The sequence below is a fragment of the Pseudomonas sp. W2I6 genome (assembly GCF_030815935.1).
Classification (GTDB): Bacteria; Pseudomonadota; Gammaproteobacteria; order Pseudomonadales; family Pseudomonadaceae; genus Aquipseudomonas.
The window spans coordinates 1,039,540-1,062,678 of the sequence record NZ_JAUSXJ010000001.1; the positions used below are offsets into that span (position 1 = coordinate 1,039,540).

Consider the following 23,139-nt stretch of genomic DNA (forward strand, 5'->3'; position numbering starts at 1 on the left):
CAACGGAGCCTTCTGCATAATCACATCAATCCTCTGCGCTTCTATGTCAGCAGGCAGGAGCACTTCCTCCGAGCCCCTGCATGGTCTTGATAGAGAGACTACTTCGCAAGGCTTTCCGGTTAAATTCCTGCCATCGTAACTTGATGGCAACGCGCGGCACATACGCTTTGCGCATAACCACTTAGCGGGGCGGCTTATAGCTTCGAGGCAGAGCCATCCCGCCCATAATTCAATAACTTAACAGAAACGTCAGGTTAAGCGGCTTGGAGTAAACTGTGTAAATCTGCTCTAAGTCGTCTCGTCGTAGGTGCTCCAATAGAATGTAAGTCACATGTCGCAGAAAGCTTTTTCTGAATCTGCGCCTGAATAATTAAAAAAAGCTAAAGCGGCGCTAACAAGAGTAATCTTAGAAAAATGCTCAGCCATACCCCTTAGCTCTTCAAATGAACTCATCCTATCAACCTTATTACCGTGCAATATTTCAGACCTGCCATTTTCATAAATCCTGGATATAGCCTTATAAAGAGAAAGCGCCTCACCAACATTTACAATATTATCATTTACAGGAATCTTGGTTAAATTTGAAACCATATTTGCTATCACGGGGGTTTTGCCACCCCCACTACTTAATACATCTAAGCAAGTACCAAATTTTGCAATCGCTATCTGGTCATTCACCTCCCGGCATGCTTCACCGTGCCAATCAAGTGCTGTCGACCATCGCCGACAGAGGCCAGGACAACCTTCGTTCACATTGAAGAGGCCTGTCAATATTTTAGCTACCGCATCTAAAAATCTTTTCTGGTTACAACTCAAATCCTCAAGACTGAGTAGAAACGGATTGATTTCGTCAGATAGTTTAGCACCGGCATGCCAAAGAACCCCATCTGTCTCAACTATGCTATGTGTTAAGATCGGGGGTCTTCTCTCAGTATAAAGAGTAAGGCTTCTAAACATTTTATGACTACCACTTATTAGTGATATGGAGTCAAGTGCAGTCCTCGCTGCAATCGTGGAGAGCTTATGAGAGAGGGCCTGCCCATAACCTGAAGTAGTTACCTTGATCATACTTCCTGATTTAGTAAGCACACCAAAAAGCGAAGTATTCAGAGGTTTTAGTAGTACACTTTTATCAACCAGCGCCGCTTTTAAGTTTTCACGCCAGTCAGAGTTATCTACCCCTAAAAAGTTCAGCGCACCAGCAGGAAAATCAACAGAATCAATCCAATCCATTTTTTTAAAAATTGCAACAGGCCCCAGGATAAAAGGCCCATTGCGCTCTAAGCCTGTGAGCGCAGCAGGTAAGTGGCACGTGAAGTCACGGGCTGATGTAGATGCCAGCTCTGCCACAGATGGCTTTATGACGCCTTTCAAGTAGGCAGGTAAGAAATACCTAATCGCACAAGGACTCGTGCCAGACTCTAAAAACTCGGCATACACTCCAACCATGGCCTTTTTGATTAAACCATGATGCTCCGCTATATCAAGCTTAATACAATCAGGCCAACCAATTTTCAACAGAGCTGACGAAACGAGCTTGATTTTGTTTTCTGTAGCGCCACTGACACTCATCTGCCAGCCACCTTTTGTTGTGACGAAATTAGGAGAGGTTGGCTCCTCACCTGTATGCGCCTTACTAAATGACACGAAAGCGTCATAAATTAGTATTTCCAACTTCATAAAGGTTCCTCTTTAGCGTGAGAATACTGACTGCACGCTTATTGAGTTTAAAGACAGACTTGATTCTACTTAGGTTGAACCGCCACATCACAAATCAATGAACTCTTCGCGACAACGTATTTGCAGTTGGCAGTGTCAGGGCTCACTTCAAAGTTCTGATTTGTCTTTAAATATAGCTGTGAGACAGGATGGAAAACTCCCTGCAAGCATGCAATATAACCTACGGCAGACATAAAGACACCCGAGAGAGTAAGCCAAAAAGTGCGTTTGTCACTTAATTTTGTTATTGTCAGCACAGCTGTCATTAAAAGTCCGAAGCATGTAGAAAACAGTGAAAATCCTAGGACTGCTCCCCAGCTGAACCATACACACAGCACTATAGTAGTAGCAAAGATGGAGGCAGCAGCGATCATCAAAAAAATAATTAGCTTGCTGGTTTCTGAGTGATCAGGATTGTAATTTGTGCTATGTGGTTTTTTCATTCTTCACTTCTCCATAGATTCAAAGGGCTTTCAATTAATAGGCTGCAATGTTCATACGGTATTAGATAAGCGTCAATATTGAGGGCATGCTTCTATCCCGGTTTCAGGTTTATGTACTTAGCCAAGCCTCTACTTTTTTGCAATCTGCCACCTTGGCGAGGCTTTGACCTTCGCGTATCTAGAAGCTCAATCAGGCGCTGTTTCTCCGTTTGAGAGGGAGGCCAATCATCAATCTCAACGCTGCAGTGAATGCACTCGCTCAGTGCCCATTTAACAATCATGTCCGCTGCAGCCCTGTAATGATCCGCCATGTACAGCCGTTGGCCTTCAACAGACCAGCCACGGCCAGCTAACTTGTTACGCCAGATTCTCGGTCGAAGTAGGACAAGAAATGCCAACCACCTTCAGTGCTTCCCGATGCAGAAAATTGATGGCGGCCTTTCCTGTGATGTAGCTGGTTGGTAACGCGTTTGAGAACAAAATCAAATAGCGGCTGCCTCATGGAAGCTTTTTGAGGCGGGCCAAGCCCTGTTTTATGTGGCCAGCGTTCTCGCCTATTGTGTAAAGCGCACCGCGAACGTTCTCACCGACTTGCGCATGCCCCTGGGCTTCGACCTGGAGGGTCAGCTCCATCAGGGCGGCCTCAAGGGCGAGTTGGTTCTCGTACATCCTTTCCAGGACGTCTGATAATGAGTATTCGCTAGCCACTTTTTCACTCCTGTTTTAAGCCGAGCATAGCAACAGGGAAATAGGGTGTTGGTCGTCGCTGGGACAGGACAGGGAGGCAGGGCGCACCGAGAGGTAGGCCCCAGATCCGTATCAGCTAATACCGAGCAGCGCCTTGATCCCATCCCATGTCCCGCCAGTGAAGATACCTTCGCCAGCGATCAATGCTGGGGCAACGATCACCTTAGTGCCGACCCAGCTCAAGAATTTGCTCAGCTTCCAAGAGTTCAGATGAGGCTTGGGCTCGACATATTTCGCTGAAAAACAGAAAGCTAAAGTGAGAGGGAGAGTGGCTGCGAAAAGTCGCAAGCACAGTACCCTTGTATCTGTGGTTATCACCGGCAGCATTTCGGGTGTTAAAGCACTGCTCAAGAAATAAATACCCACACCTAGTAGGGTGGGAAGCACGAGAAAAATCCCGACATATTTGATACGTGTGAGTGATCTCTCAGCGGTTTCGGCACGGTCTCGATGAGCCTGGATCTCGTTTGTGGCCTCGTTAGCTTCCTGCAGACGCTGCTGCAACTGAGTCTGTGCATTCTCGAGATCTTGAGCCCTCTGCTCGGCCATCCTCCGCTCGGACTCTAAATCAGCGATCTGTTTGGCAGTGATGTCCTGTTGACCTTCAACGACAGAACGGGCCGCCCGCTCCTCGAGCAGGTGCTGCTCCTTTTCATCCAGTACGGCCTTGGTTTCTTCAAGCTGCTGGGAAACGTTTCGGTGGTGGCTCAACAGCTCATCATGTACCAACTCGAACACTTCCTGATTGGAAGCCTCGATATTGCTGATCCGTGCGCGAAGCGCCCGATTAGTAAGCACCACGCGGATGGCGGATTCTGGTAGATCTCCAACATTTTCGAATCTCGACATTGATTCCAGCACCTTCAACGTCGCCCTTTCGTCCTCAAGATCGAACGATTGGAAAAAAAGTGGCAGGCGCAAGGAGTCAACCAAACTTTCTTCGAGTTCTGGAGAGCGAGGCACCCAAAACTGAATGAGCTGAACCAGATTGCTTGGATGCAGTACCACCGGCAGCTTCGCGCGGATGGCTGCGCGTTTTGCTCGGTCAAAGCCGATCAGGCGCCAGTCTATGGAAACTGCCCAATACTCAGTCTCGAAAGGTGACTCATTATTTGGGGGGCGACGGTCGTTGACGGCATGCCAAAGTACGGCGTCATGCAGCAGAGCTTCGTACCCTTTGCGACGTTTCTCCGGGAGCTCTTTTGTCTCCCTCTCAACCTCGTGCATTACATCGTCAATGACATCTTGGCGTGTGTGATAGATGCTTGGATGTGCATCCAGTACGCTTATTCCTTTTTCCTCTAGGATGAACCTAAGTTCATCAATGTAAGGGCGAAAGAAATCGGCTGCAGAAAGATTTGCAGTCGAGGCGGCAGTGCTGAAGAACTTTTTGGCGATGCTGGGTAGCGGCTGAGTCATGGCTACGCGGGACATTGCCTGAGTGACCCGTATGCGCTCAATAATATGCAGTTGTGCGATTAGAACGCGCTTGGCTTCTTCCAAGGTGCTCGGCAGGACGTAAAGCTTTATATCCAGCTTCCCGTTGCTCTTGTGAGCCAAATCAACGAGTGATAACGCTGCTGCGTCAGCCGGGTTGTCGTGAAGCTGGAGCACTGAGAAAAGGAAATTGGTATCCAGTACCACCTTAATTGTTTTCACCTTACGAGCCTGGTTGATGGCAGCAAGGGTTTCAGGGTTGAGGCGGGTTGCCTCCGCGAAAAAGTAGGCCGTCATGAAACGAAGAATCTGGCTTCGACAGACTTGATTTCCCGGATTGAAGAAAAACATCAAAACCTTACGCAGACCCTCTCGGTTGTCGGCGTCCACTTTGTGGAAAAGGTTATGCAGCCAATCAAAATCGTTTTGCAGCTTTCCGCCAACTAATAGCCGGAAGAGGTTGGCACCGCTGACGCGGATAGCTCGAGAAAGCGCCTCAGTGAAATCTTTCCATACCAGGTTGGGGTCAAGGGTTGGACAGTGCTCCCGGCAGGTCACAATGAAGTCCGCTTCGCACGCATCCTGCTCCGCATGTGCAGCGGCAGCTTGAACAGATAGATCGTTAAAAGCTCGCTCAGTCAGTTTGTAGGCTGGCCCAGGCAAGATTGAAACGGTTCCCTGATCACGGAGATTATTTAGTTGCCTTTCAAGTTCGTCATCAGATCCTAGGGCTCCGGGCGCCTCTGCACGAATCGCGTCATGTAGCGCATTCAACCCCAACGCTGCACCATGATTCTTCCAAAGCACGCCTTTTACGATCTGGCTGACACCTTTTTTCCACCAGCCTGACTCGTTCAACTCCACGTGGTGGATTAGTGCGACGATATCCGGAGAAAGCTGTCGGTTAGCCATGGAAACAGCTCCCAAAGGCCTTCAATGCGCGTCGTTCCTTCACAGATGCTTCCTTTTTATTATTGATTCCGCCAGAGGAAAGAAGCGAGTGGCTTACCCGCTCAAGGATGGTACGAGGTGCCCTAAGAACTATGCAATAGCATCCTGCCATTAGTCGGCGCTCGGATATGTGACTGCATGAAAGAGGTCATGACTTTCTCGGTCGCTCAGAGATAAGCGCATAGTTTCAGCTGCCTCGAATGAGAAAGCGGACTCTCCCATTAGCGAAGAAAAGCGGGCAAACCGAGTATCAAAGGAGTTCTTTTCTGTCGATTAGGGACGCGTTCAACGCACGCGGAGCGCGCAGGAAGAGAGGCCAAAGCGTGAGGATGGAAGCCCAGAGAGCCAAGACATCGGACACCGTCGGCATGGTTTACGACATCAGTCCAATGGGGCATATCAAAACCAAATTTTCATCACAACGCCTTCAACATTCGCTCAAGCGTCTGATGCTCCCATGTGCTGAGTAGTGCAACTGGATCAGTGCCAAAGCGATACCCCGAGTCAAACGACCAGTGTCGCCCATCTGGACTGACGCAATGTTCGCAGTAGTCGAGCTGATCACAGTCGTTGTAAATCGATATCTCCCAACCGTCTACATTGATCTGGAAGTGGCCGGCATAAATCTCGTCCCACGATTCATGACCCACCTTATTCATGACGCTTCGACCGAAAATCGCCTCCCTAAGCACCTGGGATACCTCTCTTGCGGAGAGCTCAGCGGCAGTGTTTTCGCTACCGTTACCTACCTGGAATGGACGAGCTGCCGCTCTAGCCTCTATCAGCATTTGTTCAGCGTACATAGCCGGATCATCATCTGGCAGCGGGTAGCCGGCAGCGGATAGAGCTTCGGCGCGCTCTTCAATGAGTAGCCGCTCGGGATCGCGCACCGCTTGGTAGGCCCTACCTGGTACGCGTTGAGTTACTTCAATTCGCGACTCCCCAGGACTTATTTTCCAGCCAGCATCGTCTGGGTGCTTAGTTAGCTTGTAGCCAGAGCAGTTAGGCACGTGGTTAGTGATCTCGTACTCTCGCCATTCGGTCATTGCCTGGCCGTCGATTGTCTGCGGGTTGCGCTCGATCAGCCACGCGACGGTATTGATAAGTTGCCCATGCGAAAACACTACGATGTCATCAGCAGGATGCTCCGCAAGTCGATCCAGGAAAGACTGAGCTCGAGATATGAAATCTAGGAATGACTCTGCGCCTTCACCGTCCGTGAACTCGGGATCTGCCTTGGCCCAATATGCCGCGACCCAGTCTCGTCTCTGAGCAACGGTCGTATTGGCACACCGCCCAGGTTCAAGGTAAGTAAATTCGTGGATGGGCCAGGTTTCAAAAGGGATATGAGGAAACACCGGTGCGGTCGCCATAGCGGTTGAATGCGCTCGGGTGAAGGGCGAGGCAACGATCAGAGTCGGTGCGTGGTTGAACGACAATGCCACCAGTTGCGCCTGCTCAAATCCTTTCAAAGTGAGAGGAATGGTCGCGTGATCTAAAGTGGCTTGGCCTGCGTTCGCAGCGCTCTCTCCGTGGCGGATTAGCCGGACATGCGTCATTAACCAACCACTCGCACAGGTTCGGCCATCATTTCTCCAAGATCCCCAAAATTACTGGTACTCAATCTTCAGTCAAGAAGTCTCGAAAGCAATCCCTCTATTTGGGTACCTGAATGCTTGAATTTCAGCTCTTCGAGCTTAGCTGCCCTTCGCTCCTCGGTGAGCAGGCTGAGTCCGTGCAGCGCGTTAAGTAACTTCTGAGATTCGCCAATTTCCGAACGTAAGGTCAGCCAGGTAGTGTTCAATCGACGAGTCAATTCGTCGGCCTCTTGGCTCAAGCTTTGCGACTCAATTAGCCTATTAGCGTGGATGGTTGCTTTCAGATTACCTACCGTCTGCTCAAGTTCTTCCAGTAGCTCGGTAACGACGTCCGCTTGGTCAAGTGACACTGGACGCCCTTCGACGTAAATCGTGTCGTCTTGAACGCAATAGATAGCGAGTGGCCCTTCCCCCCCTCCCGTGCAATCGAGTGCCAGAACATTTCCTAATCGAACCGGCGCTGGAATCCAGGTGTGCCCTGTGCATACACGCCATGCCCCTTTTACACCTTCTCGATGGTGCTTTTTGATCCGCTCGCGCCCCCATAGCGCAATCTCTTCGAAAGCAGGGATTGATATGTCTCGAGTGAACTCGACCCATGACATCCCGGAAGGAATGTCCGCGTGAACAACGCCAACCAAGCCGCGAGGCGACTCGATTTCTATGACGGATGGAAGGCTCTCAAGCTTTCCAACTATCATCTCTTTCGATTCGTCGGCTATGGTCGACCACCAGCCTGCGCCATGAGCTACATAACGAGCGCTGGGGTTTTCCCTGTAAGCGTTGATAAGCATCTGCTCATGGTTACCTTGGACGGTGAAGAACCACGGCTCACCAAGAAGCTTCAGACCGTCGAGGACTCCAGGCCCGCGATCTATGAGATCACCCACCCCAATGACTCGGTCGATAGTTTTGTCGAAACCGAGCTTCACTAATCCTTTGTAGAGATCAATCGACTTAAAGTGAATGTCACCGATAACGAAGTCGCGACCGACCTCGTTCCGGGGAAGCCTCAGGACTTTCTGACTCATGCGCGGGTTCCTTCCTCAATGGCCGCCTACCAACTGACCAAACCCGTATTGTCCACCCCGCGACTGCACCTTCCAACAGAAATCTGGACGGACAGGATGACTACACTCTATTGCGCAGTGCTGAAGGTATCCTTGGAGTGTCTTCCGTCGATGGAAATAACGAGAGCAAGCGGAGCGCGCAGGCCAGTAAGGCCGGAGACGCGAGGATGGAAGCCCAGAGGGCCATGACTTGGCGTCAGCCATGGCATGGTTTACGACAGCCGACCCGATAGGGCGCGCCAAAACCGCGATTTGCTTAGATTGCAGGATTGCTGATGTTCTGCAGGCTTATGTATTCCAATATTTTTGGACAGTGCTTCGCGCAACGCCGAGCTTTTCGGCGATTGTTTTCCTGTCGAAACCTTGCGCTTTCAGGGCTCGAACGTAAATCGCATTAACGGGCCGCTTTGGCTTGCCTTGGGAGCGCTTGATGAGCTTTCCATCACTGAATTGCTCTTCTACTAACTGCCAACCCCCGGACATCTCGAATTCCCTAATTCGCAAGGCAGCACGCTGCAGAGCCTCCGAAGGGAGTTCGCCACCCTGAGCCGCAATGGCGAGAGTGACTACCGTCAAAAGGTCGAGGCCTAAGTAGTCAGCGATTTCGTCCAGTTTCTCCAATGTCGGCGTCGCCCTGGCCTGCTCAAGCTTCCCTACATTCGTTCTGTGTGTTGCACCCGCCAGATCCTCGTAACTCAACCCTTGGTGTGCACGGGCTCCGCGTAATGCCCCCGCCAGCGCTTCCTTCAGATTCATGAGTCGGATCCTCAAAAGCGAGGATAGAGCCACGGCAAGCGTGTTTCGATAAACAGACCATAGTGATATTATCGTGACACATGGTTTGCCAAGCAGTCGTTTGATCATAGCGGCGGGGTGTTTGGATTGATGATGGATTGGTCATGAGAGCAGCACCTAAGACACGGCTAGGGACGTCTCGATGGGAGAAGCGCTCATCAAGTCCGACGTTTATGGCCCGGGTAAGCCCGCCTGCAATTGTCACTGAGCGACGTCTTGGCAAGAATCAGATCGATTTTTTTGAGAGAAGGCAGGGATAGTGAGTGATGAAGTTCGATTGCGTGAAAGTTTCAGGAAAAGTTGACTACGTTCGATCTGTTGATCGAATGAACGGCGGACATAAAGCTAAAGTCAGCATTGATGGTGCAGTTATCCCAAATTTGCAAGTGTCGAACAAGCTTTACGAAGAGTTAGAGGTCGGCGAGAGTGTAACTCTGTATGGCTTGTTTAAAAGAAACAATGACAAAGAAAAAAACACAGGCATCTTGTACGGCCTAGCGAAGCAAAACGGCGAGAAATCATTTGCAACCCAGTATAGATATCAAGTCCCGCTTTTCCTGACGGTCACTGCGGCCATCGCATTTTGCTTAACTTTCGTCGCCGGCTGGATAGCTTCGATATTTCCAGTGCTGTTTTTCTTCGGAGAAAATTCAGATTATATGTATACCACTACGGTATTTGCAGTAATTGAGTCGAGCTTGGTTGCCGCCTTTTTCCTGTGGAGGGCATGGGTGATGTTCAACGCTACGTCTAATCCTGAAGCTTGGAAAACTACCGAAGCCGCAGCTCTATCGAGTCGCTTCAGTAAGTTCCACAAGTAATAGTCCTGTACGTAGGGCACGCTTACACCCGCCCCGGCTTCAGGATCGCTGCGCCAGACTTTCCTTTCCTTGCGAGTATCGGGCAAGCGGAGCGCGCAGGCGTACAGGATGAGCGCCCAACGGGCTGAGACGCGGCGTAGTCGTGGCTCAGTTCTCGCCAGCCTTCCGCCGCAGGCGGCACGCCATAGCTACTGCCCTACATCAAATCAACAAGGATGCGGCTGAAATGACCCACGATGAACTCCGTCAGCTTGAGGGCGCTAGGCGAAGGACTCTGTGGGCCCTTGCATGCCTCCGTCCTGGCGATCCCACTGCATCCGACCTCCTTGCCATCCTCAATGATCTCGACGACCAAGAGCGAAACGACACCCCCTGTAGCGATAGGCTACTTGAGCTCCCTGAGGTTCGTAACTCTGTCTCGGTTATGCGCCACAACTCCGGAATCGACATCATCTTGGAGCAGACTATTCCGCAGCCCTGGCGAGAACGCTTTCTGCAAGCGAGCATCGGATCAACCAGAGTTCCTGATGGGCCCTACGCCACAGACTGGGATAAATTTGTGAATGAATGGGAGCGTGAGATGCAGCATCTGAAAAATCACCGGGCTGCACAGGCTCCTACCAGCTAGAGCGGCTGGTTCGAGCGATGGCGGCGCAAGCACACAAGCAGTCGGTGTAGCCTCTGAAAATCGCAGCCTTCAAGCAGGAGCAGCAAGGTGGAACGGCCTTCTTTTTTTATCGATTTCGAGGCATCAGGGATAGCCCCAGATAGCTATCCCATTGAGGTGGCTGTCGTGTCGAGTGACACCTCCTTCAGTTCGCTGATCAAGCCCGCCCGCTACTGGATGCACTGGTCGTTTGATGCGCAAGACATGCACGGACTCTCCCAGGATCAGTTACGTCAGGAAGGTGATACCCCAGACGCTGTGGCGAGAAATATGAATAAGCTGTTTTCAGGCCAGGTGCTTTGCAGCGACTCTCCTCAAGACGGTTTTTGGTTCGATGTGCTTTCCGAGGCCGCAGATCTGATGCCCACCTTCGAGTTGAAGCCTTTGGAGGTCTTAGTGGGCCGGGAGGCGGCTAGTGACATTTATCGCCTACTGCCAACAACCAGGCGCCATCGAGCTCTGCATGACGCTACCGCTTTGATGGAGGCCTGCCGTGCTTTTTTCGAAGCTTGAACTATCAGAGGGGGGGATACCCGCCCTCAGCTATGCGAAAGGGATGAGTATTGTTGAAGCTCAGCCTGAGTGTTCGCTCGAACTTAAGGCAACTGATAACGCGGCTGGATAAGCACGGTAAGCGGAGCGCGCAGTCGTGCGGGATGGAAGCCCGAAGGGCCGAGACGCAGGCTCGGTTTACGACAGCCCGTCCCCGAAGGGCACGGCCTAATGCCGGTCGTGGGAACAGAGGCCAAGACCATACTGCGAGGATTTTTCGATGGGAATGACAGACGATGACGACACTGTTTACTGCGACGTCCAGATGTCTTTAGCGCAGGGCCGCGAGCTGCTCCAACTGGTTAGCGCATTGAGGGAGTCAAAAGCCCATTCGACTCTCGACAGGGTTTTCGAGCGCATGCAAGACGAGCTCAGCGCATCGATTGATATCGTCGAAAATCCACCGACCTGGGGCCCTTGGGGCCGACGCACTACTTAGCACCGGCACCACGCTCCATCTAGGATAGTGACTACCCTAGCTGAAGGTTTGCGCACGAAGCCAAGCTTCCACTTTTTGCCATCGGCCAACCTTTGAAAGCTGTGACCTTCCTGTATCTAAAATCTCAAGCAGTCGCTGTCTTTCCTCACGAGAGGGAAACCAATCATCAATCTCGACGCTGCAGTGGTTGGACTCGCTCAGTGCCCATCTCACAATCATGTCCGCAGCAGCCCTATAGTGATCTGCCATGAACAGGCGATGGCCATCCACTGACCATCCACGCTTTGCTAGCTCATCGGTCACGTCGATGATGCCAAGGTCACCAAAGTAGGCTGTGGTGTCAGGGTAATGAATGCCTGCTAACGACACCTTACACACGCCGGATTCCCGATCAAAATATGCAAGGAAATGCCATCCACCCGTGGTGCTTCCAGGATGTGGAAAATTGATGGCGGCCTTGCCTGTTATGTAGTTTTCTCGGGATGCGCGTTTGAGGTCAAAGTCGAACAGAGGCTGCTTCATGTAAGGTTCCGTAACCGAATCAGCCTTTGATGTATTCCATGCGCTTATCGATCGTCTTCATCCAGCTCTGCGATCAGCTAGACGCTTGGCCTTCGAGGGGGAGTGTTCCATTTGGCGACGGAATTTTAAACGATCATTTTTCTCTTGCTCGCTCGTATTCTGAGGCTACCCGCGCGGCTGCATAAGCGGCGGAAAACTCAGTTTGTTCAAACGCATTCTGTATGAGGCTCGCGTTGAGAGCAGAGAACACTCGATGGCCCTCACCAGGCTCAACAGCTTCTAATTGGGCACAATGGGTACCTAAGAGTCGGATCGCATCTCTCTCGCAAGACTCGTCCATCCTGGTGCCGTGGTGGGACTCTACCAATAGCATGTAGATCGTCCAGAATCTTCTTGCAGAAGTCTTCGTGAAGTCTTCATCTAGACCTGCCATCAGTATCAGGAGAGTTATTGCCTGGAGGCCGTGAGGGGGAGCATCCTTTTTCATGGCCGCTTTGACATACCAGTGCCTCAACAGCGCAGCCAGCCCGATGTCGGATAGCGACCGCTCTATAACGAGAGCGCGAAGCACAGCAGCAGCATGTGCCAGTGATTGCTCAAATGGTGAGCGATAGTCCCACAGCGCTGAGGCTATAGAAATAAATCCGGGTTCCGCATCAAGCATTTCCACGGCTAGGCGTACGCTCTTGGCCGAATTTAGTAACGGAGGGAGAAGCACCATAATATCGGGTAGATGCACAACTACACCGACACGCCACTCACAGAGTTGCGCCATTTTTCGGGCCTTATCAATAGGGGTAATCAGTCCTACCTCTACCAGCGCGGCCAAGACATCAAGTGTGCAGATTCCGTTAGGATCGGACTTTCCGGCACAAAAAATTCGGAAAGCAAAGTCATCAGAGTAAAGTCTGAACCGTTCGGGCTCTGCCGCGCAGATCTCTACAATCTGTGTATTGCTTCGGCCAACCGGTGCAGTATTAGAGGCCCTGTTGACTCCTCCTGACGACGACGGCTGCAGAATTGAAGCGAGATGGGGCTTCAAGGACTTTTGTAGACCCAGGCACTTGCCACGCATTGGACTTCCATACATCGGGTTCGTGAACTCTGCAAGCTCCTCCATGGTGGCTTTGGAAATCGCAATTTTCCCGAAGAAATTGACAACGGGTTCGATCAATTCCAAATCGTAGAGTACGAGCAATGCCGTCCAGTCCAGTAAGGGAACAAGTTGCCTTAGAGCCTCAGCGCCAAGAGGCTGCCAAGCAAGCTCGCTATTCATGGAAAGATGGTACTTTCGATCATCACGGCTCGACACCTTCGCAGTTTCCCAGAGGTGCACGACATCGCAGATGGAGGACAGAACAAATCGAGGACGCCATGAGAACGGAATGACTGTGAAACCTTGCTGCAAACCGTATTCAAGCCGACTCTTGAGCGCTTCCTGATCTGCGGTTATGCCTATAAGAGACTTGAGACTTTCTACCAACTCTGTGGCAGAAGAACCTTCCCGAATTTCCCCTCTCCTAAGCATTCGAGAATTGGGGAATTTCTGGAAAAACGCATTTGCGCGTGTCTGAAATTGCTCACGATCGCTGGCAAGATCGAGGTCAGTGATCGCTAACGTGGAGCTCAAATGCATCATCAGGTAGGCGCCTTCCTGGCTCTCAACATTTTGATCCACCAAGTCACCTGCCCGAATAGCAAGCTCAACAAGCCTGCTGCTGGTCTGATCCCCAAATTGGATGAGTGTAAACAGTAATTTCACACACTCTAGCCGTTCATGTTTGGTTTCTGCGGCTTCAAATACCTTCTCCGCAGCCTCCACGGCGTCCTCAACGTAGCCACACCTTGTAGCGATAGTTACGTAAGTGTTGAGTGCAACCTGATCGTCAGTTCCTTTGGCTAAAATGCCCTGCAATCGGTCTCGTGCTTGTTCTGTTTCTCCAAGATGATCGAGTGCCAATGCTTCGAAGGCTGCCATCCGATCCCCAGGCTCAGCCCGAACCCTTTTGCTCTGACAGAGTTCTAGAAGTGCCTGCCAGTCTTTCAGCGTCACCAACGCGATCCCCAATCGGGCTGCCATCTCTGGAGAAAGCAACAAGTGCTCTGTGATTTTCTCGCATAGACGCACGCACAGCACCGCATACTCAAGATCTGTAGGATCAGCCTCCTGGAATAGGGTGAGCGCAATGCTCAGAGGTCGGCCCAGCTCTTCATAGCGGGAATGCAAAGATTTCCATGCATCTTCCTTCGCCAGCCTGCTCACCTCTAGGGCTATGTAAAACTCTGAGAGTGCGGCTTGATCTCTCAGGTCTGGATGCGACTGTAGTTCTTCGATCCACTGTTTTACAAAGGTAGGCTGAGCCATCTTATGGGCTGAAAGGGAGGCAGCGATTGCTGCGGGCCCGAATAAAGGATGGCCTCTATCCAAAGACTCTATACATCCCCTAAAGCCTTGCCAGCAAAGCCTAAACTTGCGTGTCTCGTAAAGCAGCAGGATGTTCCACAGTTGTTTTTCGGAAGACTCAGGCAATTGGTCGTTTGCCGCTAGGGCAAGATCAAAGTCTTTTAACTGGGCAGCGACGCTTCTCAAAGCCTCCTGAATATTTGGTAGGCCCGGACGTGTACGCGTCGCTTCAATAAGGTCTGCAAGTATGCTTCGGCCCTTTCCGAGCGCTAAGGCGGTTGCAGCCCATATGTCCGCAATCTGCTCAATATTTGAGTCCCAGCCCACCGCCTTGATAGAAGTGACAGCATCGATGATTGCTGTCCAAGCACTCTCTAGCGCCTGCCGATCTACGCCAGGCAGACCGGACGGCGGGATGACGTCTTTACTGATCGTGCTGGCTGTAGCAAGCGCGAGAGTAAATTTGGAGCGGGCCCTAAGTAGCAGCAATAGCTGGTAGGAATCATGAGATCTGTCGCATACATCTAGGCCCGCCTCGGAGTCAGCTAATGCACTATCTGGATCGCCGGACAGCCAGTGCGCGAAGGCTCTTGCGAACGACCTCTTAGGCTCTGGCAGGTGATCTGCAATCTCAAGCGAAAGTTTGTAGTTCCCTTGAACCGCGTGCAGCCTCGATCTAGTCCCGATGATTACGGGGTCATCGCCCTCCAGCAAGGCGTGTAGCTCTGAGAGCGATTCTGGCCTAGTTTCGAATCTAATCCGAATGTCCGCTTCCACTTGTGCTGCAAGGTATTTGGGAAGGCTGTTTTCCTCATACGCGTTGCGATAGGCAACAACTGCGGCTTGATCAGCGCCCGACTCAACGTGCCAGTTTCCGCGTAAGCACCAGTATTCGCCAAGCTCCAATTCCGTTGCTTTTGCCAACATGGACTCGGCTTGATCAAGGTGATGCAGAGCTCTCTCCAAAGCATTGATACGCAGCTCAGCCCTGGCTTGGGTCAGATGCCAAGCAAGTGTGCCCGGCGCAGGATTAATCCAATGCTCGTCTTTGGGGCCTGCAAGGGCCTCTATGAAGGTCGCGCCTCTCGCTGCAACTCCTTGAACGGCACTTTGAACCAATATCAGACGATTTTCTGAATCCATTGCAGGATGGGTTTGTTCCGCTTTTGCGCTCAGGGCATGCCCTGCTCGGGACAGCTCATTCTGATAACGAATTTCTTCAGAAAGGTCGGTAGATGACGTGAGACGATTTTTTACAGGAACCCGAAGGGTGACGTATTTCTGCTCCTCAGGCAGCTCAGCTACATTAACGCGCAGCAGCTCATCTCTGATCCAAACGTAGTAGAGCCTGCAATCCACAGGATCCGGATCGACGGAAAGATCACAGATCACCAAGAGCAGGGGCTCCACCGCTCGGTCATAAAAGCGGACAGTCGATGCCTTCAGTGCTATGGAAAGGTATTCCCCATCCGCCGTAATGCTAGGGGAACGAGTGCCTTTCAACTGAATGCGAAAAATATCCGTTGCTTGTTGATTTGGCGTAGTTTGGACTTGGTAGTCGAAGCCATAATCGTCCGTCCCACCTAGGCTCTTTAGTCGCCAATTCCTGGGTGTACGTGCCATTAGGCAACGATCGGCATCAGCATCAATATCGTGCTGATCCCCCGTCATTGGTAGAGGCCCTTCAACTGGCATGAGGTTTCCTCGGCATAGCTAAAAGACATTTTGGCAGGCGCTTTTCCGGCTCTCGCCCGTTCGCCCCTAAGATTGTCGGCGAGATAATCAGGAGGCTCAGCACCGGGACGCTTTGGCTTAGGGCGATGAGCCAAAAAGTTTTGTATGGTCGAATCATATGAAATGGATGCTCTCAGCATACTGGCTCGCGACATCGTCAGACCAAGCGGCACGGTTCGACTTTCGTTAGGGTTCCACGTCAGATTGAAGCATCCTCCACTAACTGAGCTTACTGCGAGCTTCACTCTTCGAATGAGCTCTCAGACCCGGCGGATTCATCATTTCGCCTAAACACTGTAACGTTTCGTATTATCGGTGTGCCGTTAACCGTTCCGACCTCCACGTCTTCATCATCGACCTCGTAATTTTCGCTCCAGGCTTCGCTGATCACTATCCTGATCAGCTGTGCAAGGTTTGATCTTTGCCAAGAAAAATCTGGAGCCAAGGCTCTTGGCCATTGTGTCTGACCTACGGTTAACACTGAGCCGCTGTGTTTCGGAATAACCCAAATGTTGCTAACTGGCTCGAAGGAGCTTTTGAAGTCTCGAGGATGGACATCGTCGGTGTCCTCCTCATAGGAGAATTCCCCGTCGAATGTGATCACCACCTCCGACGTGTCTTGGAATCGTTCACGTATCTCTCTTACGCTTAACCAGTCATTCGGGCCCTGGCATGCTATCGGCAGTTCACCAATGTCTCCTCCACACTCAAGTACAACTTCTGCACATCGGGCTTTGTGAAGCTCATCAGATCTAGCCGCCGCAATAATCTTCGCCTGCTCTGTTGCCCACGCCGCGAGCTGTTCTTTAGACACAGTTGGCAAGGCGGAATCGCGAGACGCAGTTAAGGTTTCGCCTACCAACAAACCTTGAATGTTAGACATCCGAGACGCCCTAAGTCCTCCGATAGTGACCCATCCTCCATCAGCGCCGAAGAAACTACTTGGTTGGATAAATGCTCGACCTAGCGGTTTTCCAGTCTCATCAAGGATAGGTCGTATCGCGGAAATGCTCGTCCCATGCCTGTGTCTGTTTGACATTCCAAAGGGGTTAAGTCGGCTAAGCAAATCTGCATCAGGTAGGTCAAGCCAATCGCCGGAACTTACCGCTGGAAAACTTTCACCGCCTTCTTCAACCTCAATCGAAACGTCTAAGTTTGGCGCTATCGATGCAATGAGCTGCTTTAGAGTGAGAACGTTTTCGCCAGATTTACTGTTGAAAAGTATTCCCCCTTTAGTCCGTGGATCGGCCTTCAGCAAAATCTCAATCCTCGTCCCCCCGTCGACTGGTGATTGACCCCGTATCGCTTGGGCGAGAATGGGGCGCGATACAGTGCCATCTCTAAACTCTAATACGCGAGCGGCGGCTTCGCCTAAGTCAAAGCGGCGAGAAATCACCTTTACTAAGGAACCAATCATGAATACCGAGAAAAAACCGATTCCATATCGTCCTATCGCGTTCATACCCTTTGCGATGAGACCAGGAAACTCCTGAGCTGCGAGTGATGACCGCCAAAATGATGTGCCGAAATCAATCAACGGGCCGGTCAAAACGAGCTCTGACATCCCAATACCATTGTCTTCGACGGTCAACCAGTGGCCATCCGCTTTTTCTATGAGGGACACCACTATGTTGCCCCAGCTATCGCGTCGTCCTGCTTGATAACGTCTACGTGCTTGGATGGCGTCGGTACTATTTTGGATGAGCTCCCTGATGACTACAGTCGGGTCGTCACCATAAAGCTTGGCGCCCCCCAGTGTTTCAACAACTTTCGGGATGTCTGAAACTTTTAACTGCGTATCAACCGGACGCCATCCTCGGGTATGAATAGTACGCGCTAACGATTCGGGGCTGCCGGCGCCCTTGACTCGCCGGGCTCGAAAGAACAATCCCTTTGCTCTGTTTTGCATCAACAAGTCTACGTCCTGCAACTCGCGATTCACCGCCGAGATCGTGTCATATGCGAGCCACCAGGCGTCCGCGTCGTCGATATCGAAAGGTGCGCCAGCGGTGAAGACCACGGCTTCATGCTCGATATGGGGCGCAGCTAGCCGCTCTTGGAATGACCAATGCAGGGCAGATATGCCTTTGGGGTGTGATATTGCTCGCAGAAACCTCGGGGCTCTGCGCTGATCCAAATGGAGTGCGTCTGCAATACGGAGTAAACAAGCGAGTTTCACGCGGTCAATCTTACTCTTCGTCTTGCCTGCAAGAGCACCAAGATCCTCCGAAAGTTCCTGCTCCACTCGTGCTACCGACCACCAGTGGCTGTGCGCGATGAGTCCGATTGTCTCGCCATAAAAAAAGCGTACGTCTGCATCGTCAATCAGGTAAAGCGTATCTCCGTTAACGGACGGCCAGCCTTGAGTTGCTAGCTTCTCAGCTTGTTGGGCATGCAACTGGCGTAAGACTTCAGGTACAGCACGGTTGACGATGATTGGTGAAGGGTTATTGACCGATTCGGGATCATGGTCATCTCCCCCAAGCAAGGCCGTCACGGTATCTTTCCATGCCACGGTCTCCCTCAAATCCTCAAGGCCGTTCGGATAAGCGGCAAGACTCATAGCCGAATCGTGCAGAAGGACACTCGCCCCGAAAACGAATGCTTCGGCAGGAGAAATTGTCAAGGCGCCTTCTGAAACGAGCGATGCTGTCTCCCACAAGGCGTCTAGGTGACTCAAGTCATGGACTGTCATGCCTGGCATAGCTGCTACGATCTGAGCGACCAGTTGGCCCGCTTTTTCACGCATGGCTAGGTATCGTTCTCGGAAAAACTCCTGCTCAGCGGTCGTAATGTCTATTTGTGGATTGACGAAAGCGTGGCGCCACAACCAGGTCAAACGGAAATCAGAGACTGCAGACATAGTGATCCTTCCCCTAAGTGCTTCCTTGGTGAGCGTAGACCTAACTCTGCATAGATCAGTTGGCGACCCCGGACTGGTTAGGTTCGCGAACATCTAGCATGGTCTCATCAGGCAGGTGGCCATCATAGCACCTTGGCATTGAGTGCAATGCGGAGGACGCCAGTGAGTTCTTCTGTAGTCTGCTCTTTTACCTAGCCTGAACTAAGACTCATGGACGTCTATGGCCGGCGATCACACTGAGTAACAACAGAATTTTCTCGCGAGCTAAAGTTTCGCCGTCGCGAAAACCGTTAGGTATATAAAACCATGCGGAGTGCCGGCAATGAGCGTAGTACCGATCAAAAACTCTCAGCCATTTTATGTGCCGAAAAGTGTCGAATTTACCCACCGGGCAGTCAGTCATGTATCTGCCACAACGGAAGACGGTCGCACTGTCGATATGTCGCTCGGAGACTCGCGATATCAATTGAGTGCTCGGCAGGCCGACGCTATTGCCCAGGGGCTATTGATGTCTGTCATGCGCACAGGCTTGGACATTGCGAGCATGCCTTGGGACGGCGGACGTCTCGTGAAAATATCTCCGCTCCCTGGAGATCGAGGGGCTCTCAAATTTTCAGACGATACGATCTATGGTAAAGGCGCGTCGTTCCGATTTTTCGGCGTTTGTTGGACATATGAAGGTGTAGGTGCAGACCCAGACTATCCGGAAAATGCGCTCTGCATCCGGACTATGCATGACGGTGGGATCCTGTTCGGTAAGGGCAATGTCGATTACCTGCTGACTGGTGAGCAGGCGTACCAGCTGTTTCAAAGCCTCGCTAGCTGCGCGTATTCACTTGAAACCAGGTCTTGGAGGATCGGGGACAAGATTATCGAATGGCGAACCGGCTCGGACTCTGATTTGAAGGATCAAACACTCGAGGAAAAGATGCTCTTCAAACATCTCAAGCTTTAAGGGCTTAGCTCGCGGCGAGAACGTGGGGCTAAAAATAACTGAGCCAAACAGCGCCTGCCGCTTCAAAGGAGTGCGCATGCCGTTTAAGGCCAGCGAACTAGCTGAAGCTCCTTGATTCGTATTGCCATCGCAATATCCGAAACCCCAAACTGAACCGAAAGTGGAATCAAATTACGGTTGTTGAACCGGGCACATCTTGCCAACGAAATTTCTCGATCAAGCGAATCCCTTTCTGCGTTCAGAAGCGACCATGGATCTGAAGGATTGAGGTGGTAACAGGTGGTATCGGTGAAGGGGAAGGGGCCCTTCATTTGGAATTGAGCAGCAAAAGCATCCAGTAGAAGTCGGGCTGGTATCAAAAAACACGCCGCAAAGTAATCAGCTTCCCTTTCCCTGGGAGGTCGACTTTGTCCTCGTGCCGATCCGTCCAAAGGCTTATCACGATGCATCACCTCATCTTCGTGAAGCACAAAGTGACCGACCTCATGTGCGCCAGTGAACCGAATTACATTCATTGGGAATTCGGTGGAAACGGCTATGCGTCGAATCGAGCGATTCATTAAACCAGCAGCCTTGAAGCGCTCTCCCTCTCGCCCGAAGAGTGGAGAGCCCAGATTAGGAAGGAGCTGGTAATCAAGTCCTAATATATGGGCCGCGACCTCAGGTGCCAGCATCTGAAAAGGCGTTAGGTGGCGGTTCGGCCATAAGCGTTCCTGATTGTCCCAAATCTCTTTATGAAGACGATGGGCTGCTTGCTGGATGCTTTCACGATTCATAGCTTTTTACACCATATGATGTGCTATTTTTTCATCGTATTCACCATATGTAGTGTTGTCAATGACGTGATGTCAGGGTTATGTCGGGTTAAAAACGAGTTTAGGCTCGCCTCACTCGTGCGCTGAATACTCCACCCAGAACGCATCTCGGTGCCTGTTAAGTTGCGATAGCGCCCGTGGCATATCGGCTTAGGCAATCTATACGCGCTTTTCTACCGCTGACTTTTGCCCTCGGCGAGGCGTTTCAATTTGACTGGCGCGAAAGAATCTACTGATCGGTAGCGTGTTTCGACATATTCAGGTTTCCCACATGAAACTGTGGGTCGGTCGCGCATTCTGGTTGGTTGCATACCCAATCAAATGTCACGCCGGCGCTTGTGAAAACCCATTCATTGCGTCGTCGATTTCTTCGCCTGGTCTCAGATTTCGTAGTATCCATAAGCACTCAGAGGTTTCTAGGCGAGTATTTTAAGGCCGCAAAAATACATCTCTGCAAGACATCCGTAAGGCATCTGTAAGGAATCTATAAGAATTCTTTTGACATTCTGCTAGGTGGCTGTAGGCTGCGCTAGAGAATCATCTCAGGCACTGGAAAGAAGGGCATTATGGCTAAGTCAGCACAAAGTATCGCCACAGATCTTAATGAGATAATGCGCAAAAACGGTAACGAGTGCGTGACTCTGAAATGGGATCAGTTTTACAAGATCTGCGAGCGTGACCGGCTGGCTGACGTGGTCATGGAGAGCATCTCGAAGCAAGTCAAGAAATTCGATCTTCACGTCATCTACGGCAACAACGTGATAGTGGTTCGCGACTTTTGCTGGCGTCCCGTGACTCTCTAAACTTCATTGACGAGCAGCCTGGTATGAGCAAAGCAGCGGTTCAAATTGACCTCGTTTGGGTCGACGACGAGTCATCAGGCGATGAGAATCCATGCGGTTCTCTCCGGCGGAAAGCTGGCCTCCAAGGAAATGTACTTCCATGTGTATGAGAAGACAGATGATGGTTGGCAGTTCATGCCAGGCCTTCTGCAAAGCGAGGACGAGTCTCTCCTGAGGTACGTCGCCGAGTGGGGCTACTCAGACAAGAGTGACATCGTTTTCGAATTGTTGGATCGACGCCTGGAAATAGGGCAAGAAATACAGCGAATTGACACAATAGAGAGCGAACGCCACGAATACACATACCGCATTGTCGAGCTGACAGATCTCTTGGCATGACGCGCCTGTATGGTTTAAGAGCCTGCTACTGGGGTGCTGCTGCCAGCGCAATGGCGCGGTGATGCGGTATCTACGGCCTCTGGCCCGGTGAAACGTTCCCTGAAGAGCAAGGGCGCGAGGATCTGTACTCCTGAGGCAGCCTTCGGGTTGGATGACCTCTTTACTAAGTTTTTTTTTAAGTAGGCTCAATGCTGAAAAGGCGAGGCGAGGCGAGTCCTGGGACGGCGGGACTCGCGGGCATAAACTGGGTCACGGTAAGCTCATCGGCTTGGACGCGACCTGAGCATACGCTGTAAAAAACTCATGTGGCGCTGTGCTATAGTACCTACAAGTGAGAGTAGGCGTAGTACGTACACCTCCCTTCACGGGCGGAGAACTTGAGGAATGAAAATGCTTGGACTGCTGTTTAAACCGAGTAAGGAGGAGAAGGAGCTTCTGGAGGCGTTGCGCGATCTCCAAACTCTACGTGTAAGCTCCCGTGGAGGGATGTCCATTGACTCGCAAGAAATTCTAAACAACAAGAATTTTATCGCTGCGAGCGAGAAAGCTAAAAAAATTGTGGCTAGTGAATAATGGGGCTTTTGTTAATTTTGCCCATTTTGGTCAGTGGCTACATCTTTTGTCACGGCAGTATTTATCGTCAGGCAACCATCAGTCGCTACGATGGCCAACTGCTGTACATGCTGATAGCGAAGACCGGAATCTTTCTTTTTGCTGTCGCTTCTGTAGCAAGTTTCGCTCTGATGTATGCGAGCAAACACTCATATTTTGCATTTCTCACCACTGACTATGCAGATTACGTTAAGTACCTGAAAGCGTTTTTGGTACGCAATGTGATCATTGAGGAAAAGGGCGCTCCGCTCTGGGTTTTTTTTGGGCAGGCCACGATTCTCTCTTTTTTTCTGGCTTGGCTCTGCCCAAGAGTCTTACCTTTTTTGATCATGGTTCGTTTCTGGATAGGGCCCTCAAAGGTGAGGGCGCTCATTCTGAATTCACAGGTACCCCTTCCTCCGCTAACCAAGCATTTGCTCAGTTCGATAAGCGATGAAAATAGTCAGTACATGTTTTCGATGGATGATCGGAAGGTCTACGTCGGTCGAGTTTCATCAGTAGGTGATCTACATGAGACGGGCCTGATGGACGAGGATTTCGAAATCGTTCCTACGATGAGCGGGTACCGTGATAAGGATACTCTCAAGGTGACCTACACCACCGATTACTCCGCTGTAGTTGAGGATATGCAGCGAAGAGGTAGGAGGATTGGTTTCACGATCATACTTTCACAGAAGAACATTGTCTCAATAAGCCGATTCGAGCCTGATGTGTGGGAGCGATTCAAAGCTCAGCAATCTCAGACTGAAAAATCAAAAGAGGGGCTTTTAGAGCGCTTGGGAAGCTTTATTGAAAAGCTCTAATTGAAATGTTC

The 23,139-nt window shown here is 51.1% G+C and carries 18 protein-coding genes and 2 pseudogenes; 9 read left to right on the forward strand and 11 right to left on the reverse strand.

Going from position 1 to position 23,139, the window contains the following annotated elements; all coding sequences use genetic code 11:
• Positions 1–327 precede the first annotated feature (327 nt).
• The 7 genes and pseudogenes from QF039_RS04945 to QF039_RS04980 form a co-directional block, all read right to left on the reverse strand.
• Positions 328–1,680, reverse strand: a complete 1,353-nt coding sequence (locus QF039_RS04945) for a hypothetical protein (RefSeq protein WP_307517088.1) — start codon at positions 1,678–1,680, stop codon at positions 328–330.
• Positions 1,681–1,745: 65 nt separating this feature from the next.
• Positions 1,746–2,162: a hypothetical protein gene (locus QF039_RS04950; RefSeq protein ID WP_307517089.1), complete on the reverse strand. Its 417-nt coding sequence runs from the start codon at positions 2,160–2,162 to the stop codon at positions 1,746–1,748.
• A 498-nt stretch (positions 2,163–2,660) separates the two neighbouring features.
• Positions 2,661–2,870: a hypothetical protein gene (locus QF039_RS04960; RefSeq protein WP_177035164.1), complete on the reverse strand. Its 210-nt coding sequence runs from the start codon at positions 2,868–2,870 to the stop codon at positions 2,661–2,663.
• A gap of 111 nt (positions 2,871–2,981) precedes the next feature.
• Entirely contained in the window at positions 2,982–5,258 is a 2,277-nt protein-coding gene (locus tag QF039_RS04965) for a hypothetical protein (RefSeq protein ID WP_307517090.1), read from the reverse strand.
• A gap of 989 nt (positions 5,259–6,247) precedes the next feature.
• Positions 6,248–6,856, reverse strand: a pseudogene (locus QF039_RS04970) (histidine phosphatase family protein); the annotation flags it as partial.
• 68 nt (positions 6,857–6,924) lie between these two features.
• The gene (locus QF039_RS04975) at positions 6,925–7,926 is read right to left on the reverse strand and encodes a metallophosphoesterase (RefSeq protein WP_307517091.1); all 1,002 of its coding nucleotides are present in this window, start codon (positions 7,924–7,926) and stop codon (positions 6,925–6,927) included.
• A 327-nt stretch (positions 7,927–8,253) separates the two neighbouring features.
• Positions 8,254–8,721: a helix-turn-helix domain-containing protein gene (locus QF039_RS04980; protein WP_307517092.1), complete on the reverse strand. Its 468-nt coding sequence runs from the start codon at positions 8,719–8,721 to the stop codon at positions 8,254–8,256.
• A gap of 305 nt (positions 8,722–9,026) precedes the next feature.
• On the opposite strand from QF039_RS04980, the gene QF039_RS04985 reads away from it, so the two are divergent.
• The 3 genes from QF039_RS04985 (at position 9,027) to QF039_RS04995 (ending at position 11,239) form a co-directional block, all read left to right on the forward strand.
• Positions 9,027–9,581 carry a hypothetical protein gene (locus tag QF039_RS04985; RefSeq protein ID WP_307522898.1) on the forward strand — a complete coding sequence of 185 codons (555 nt, stop codon included), beginning with the start codon at positions 9,027–9,029 and terminating at the stop codon, positions 9,579–9,581.
• Between the two features lie 715 nt (positions 9,582–10,296).
• On the forward strand, positions 10,297–10,761 hold the full coding sequence (locus QF039_RS04990; RefSeq protein WP_307517093.1) for a hypothetical protein: 465 nt from the start codon (positions 10,297–10,299) through the stop codon (positions 10,759–10,761).
• 259 nt (positions 10,762–11,020) lie between these two features.
• On the forward strand, positions 11,021–11,239 hold the full coding sequence (locus QF039_RS04995) for a hypothetical protein (protein WP_307517094.1): 219 nt from the start codon (positions 11,021–11,023) through the stop codon (positions 11,237–11,239).
• 36 nt (positions 11,240–11,275) lie between these two features.
• On the opposite strand, the gene QF039_RS05000 is transcribed toward QF039_RS04995, so the two are convergent.
• The 3 genes from QF039_RS05000 to QF039_RS05010 form a co-directional block, all read right to left on the reverse strand.
• Complete coding sequence (locus QF039_RS05000) at positions 11,276–11,761, reverse strand: hypothetical protein (protein ID WP_307517095.1); 486 nt, start codon at positions 11,759–11,761, stop codon at positions 11,276–11,278.
• Positions 11,762–11,894: 133 nt separating this feature from the next.
• Positions 11,895–15,860, reverse strand: a complete 3,966-nt coding sequence (locus QF039_RS05005) for a DUF4365 domain-containing protein (protein WP_307517096.1) — start codon at positions 15,858–15,860, stop codon at positions 11,895–11,897.
• Between the two features lie 280 nt (positions 15,861–16,140).
• Positions 16,141–18,762, reverse strand: coding sequence for an ATP-binding protein (locus QF039_RS05010; RefSeq protein ID WP_307517097.1), 2,622 nt, complete (start codon positions 18,760–18,762; stop codon positions 16,141–16,143).
• A 322-nt stretch (positions 18,763–19,084) separates the two neighbouring features.
• Between QF039_RS05010 and QF039_RS05015 the strand changes: the two genes are divergently transcribed.
• On the forward strand, positions 19,085–19,717 hold the full coding sequence (locus tag QF039_RS05015) for a hypothetical protein (RefSeq protein WP_307517098.1): 633 nt from the start codon (positions 19,085–19,087) through the stop codon (positions 19,715–19,717).
• A gap of 83 nt (positions 19,718–19,800) precedes the next feature.
• Here the strand turns inward: QF039_RS05015 and QF039_RS05020 are convergent, their stop codons facing one another.
• Positions 19,801–20,493: an ImmA/IrrE family metallo-endopeptidase gene (locus tag QF039_RS05020; protein WP_307517099.1), complete on the reverse strand. Its 693-nt coding sequence runs from the start codon at positions 20,491–20,493 to the stop codon at positions 19,801–19,803.
• A 203-nt stretch (positions 20,494–20,696) separates the two neighbouring features.
• Here QF039_RS05020 and QF039_RS05025 point away from each other — a divergent pair.
• From QF039_RS05025 to QF039_RS05045, 5 genes and pseudogenes are all read left to right on the forward strand, one after another.
• A pseudogene (locus QF039_RS05025) lies at positions 20,697–20,860 on the forward strand (IS21 family transposase); the annotation flags it as partial.
• A 238-nt stretch (positions 20,861–21,098) separates the two neighbouring features.
• Complete coding sequence (locus QF039_RS05030; RefSeq protein WP_181283762.1) at positions 21,099–21,335, forward strand: hypothetical protein; 237 nt, start codon at positions 21,099–21,101, stop codon at positions 21,333–21,335.
• Between the two features lie 81 nt (positions 21,336–21,416).
• Entirely contained in the window at positions 21,417–21,713 is a 297-nt protein-coding gene (locus QF039_RS05035) for a hypothetical protein (RefSeq protein WP_307517100.1), read from the forward strand.
• A gap of 390 nt (positions 21,714–22,103) precedes the next feature.
• The gene (locus QF039_RS05040; protein WP_116030736.1) at positions 22,104–22,286 is read left to right on the forward strand and encodes a hypothetical protein; all 183 of its coding nucleotides are present in this window, start codon (positions 22,104–22,106) and stop codon (positions 22,284–22,286) included.
• Positions 22,286–23,128, forward strand: coding sequence for a hypothetical protein (locus QF039_RS05045; RefSeq protein ID WP_116030734.1), 843 nt, complete (start codon positions 22,286–22,288; stop codon positions 23,126–23,128). The genes QF039_RS05040 and QF039_RS05045 overlap by 1 nt, the downstream gene beginning before the upstream one ends.
• Positions 23,129–23,139 lie beyond the last annotated feature (11 nt).

What these genes read in the sequence shown, in the direction of transcription:
- QF039_RS05045 (WP_116030734.1), top strand. Translation starts at nt 22,286, where the DNA reads ATGGGGCTTTTGTTAATTTTGCCCATTTTGGTCAGTGGCTACATCTTT.
- QF039_RS05030 (WP_181283762.1), top strand. Translation starts at nt 21,099, where the DNA reads ATGGCTAAGTCAGCACAAAGTATCGCCACAGATCTTAATGAGATAATG.
- QF039_RS04980 (WP_307517092.1), bottom strand. Translation starts at nt 8,721, where the DNA reads ATGAATCTGAAGGAAGCGCTGGCGGGGGCATTACGCGGAGCCCGTGCA.
- QF039_RS05015 (WP_307517098.1), top strand. Translation starts at nt 19,085, where the DNA reads ATGAGCGTAGTACCGATCAAAAACTCTCAGCCATTTTATGTGCCGAAA.
- QF039_RS04950 (WP_307517089.1), bottom strand. Translation starts at nt 2,162, where the DNA reads ATGAAAAAACCACATAGCACAAATTACAATCCTGATCACTCAGAAACC.
- QF039_RS05010 (WP_307517097.1), bottom strand. Translation starts at nt 18,762, where the DNA reads ATGTCTGCAGTCTCTGATTTCCGTTTGACCTGGTTGTGGCGCCACGCT.
- QF039_RS04995 (WP_307517094.1), top strand. Translation starts at nt 11,021, where the DNA reads ATGGGAATGACAGACGATGACGACACTGTTTACTGCGACGTCCAGATG.
- QF039_RS04945 (WP_307517088.1), bottom strand. Translation starts at nt 1,680, where the DNA reads ATGAAGTTGGAAATACTAATTTATGACGCTTTCGTGTCATTTAGTAAG.
- QF039_RS04975 (WP_307517091.1), bottom strand. Translation starts at nt 7,926, where the DNA reads ATGAGTCAGAAAGTCCTGAGGCTTCCCCGGAACGAGGTCGGTCGCGAC.
- QF039_RS04965 (WP_307517090.1), bottom strand. Translation starts at nt 5,258, where the DNA reads ATGGCTAACCGACAGCTTTCTCCGGATATCGTCGCACTAATCCACCAC.
- QF039_RS05040 (WP_116030736.1), top strand. Translation starts at nt 22,104, where the DNA reads ATGCTTGGACTGCTGTTTAAACCGAGTAAGGAGGAGAAGGAGCTTCTG.
- QF039_RS05000 (WP_307517095.1), bottom strand. Translation starts at nt 11,761, where the DNA reads ATGAAGCAGCCTCTGTTCGACTTTGACCTCAAACGCGCATCCCGAGAA.
- QF039_RS05020 (WP_307517099.1), bottom strand. Translation starts at nt 20,493, where the DNA reads ATGAATCGTGAAAGCATCCAGCAAGCAGCCCATCGTCTTCATAAAGAG.
- QF039_RS05005 (WP_307517096.1), bottom strand. Translation starts at nt 15,860, where the DNA reads ATGCCAGTTGAAGGGCCTCTACCAATGACGGGGGATCAGCACGATATT.
- QF039_RS05035 (WP_307517100.1), top strand. Translation starts at nt 21,417, where the DNA reads ATGAGAATCCATGCGGTTCTCTCCGGCGGAAAGCTGGCCTCCAAGGAA.
- QF039_RS04985 (WP_307522898.1), top strand. Translation starts at nt 9,027, where the DNA reads ATGAAGTTCGATTGCGTGAAAGTTTCAGGAAAAGTTGACTACGTTCGA.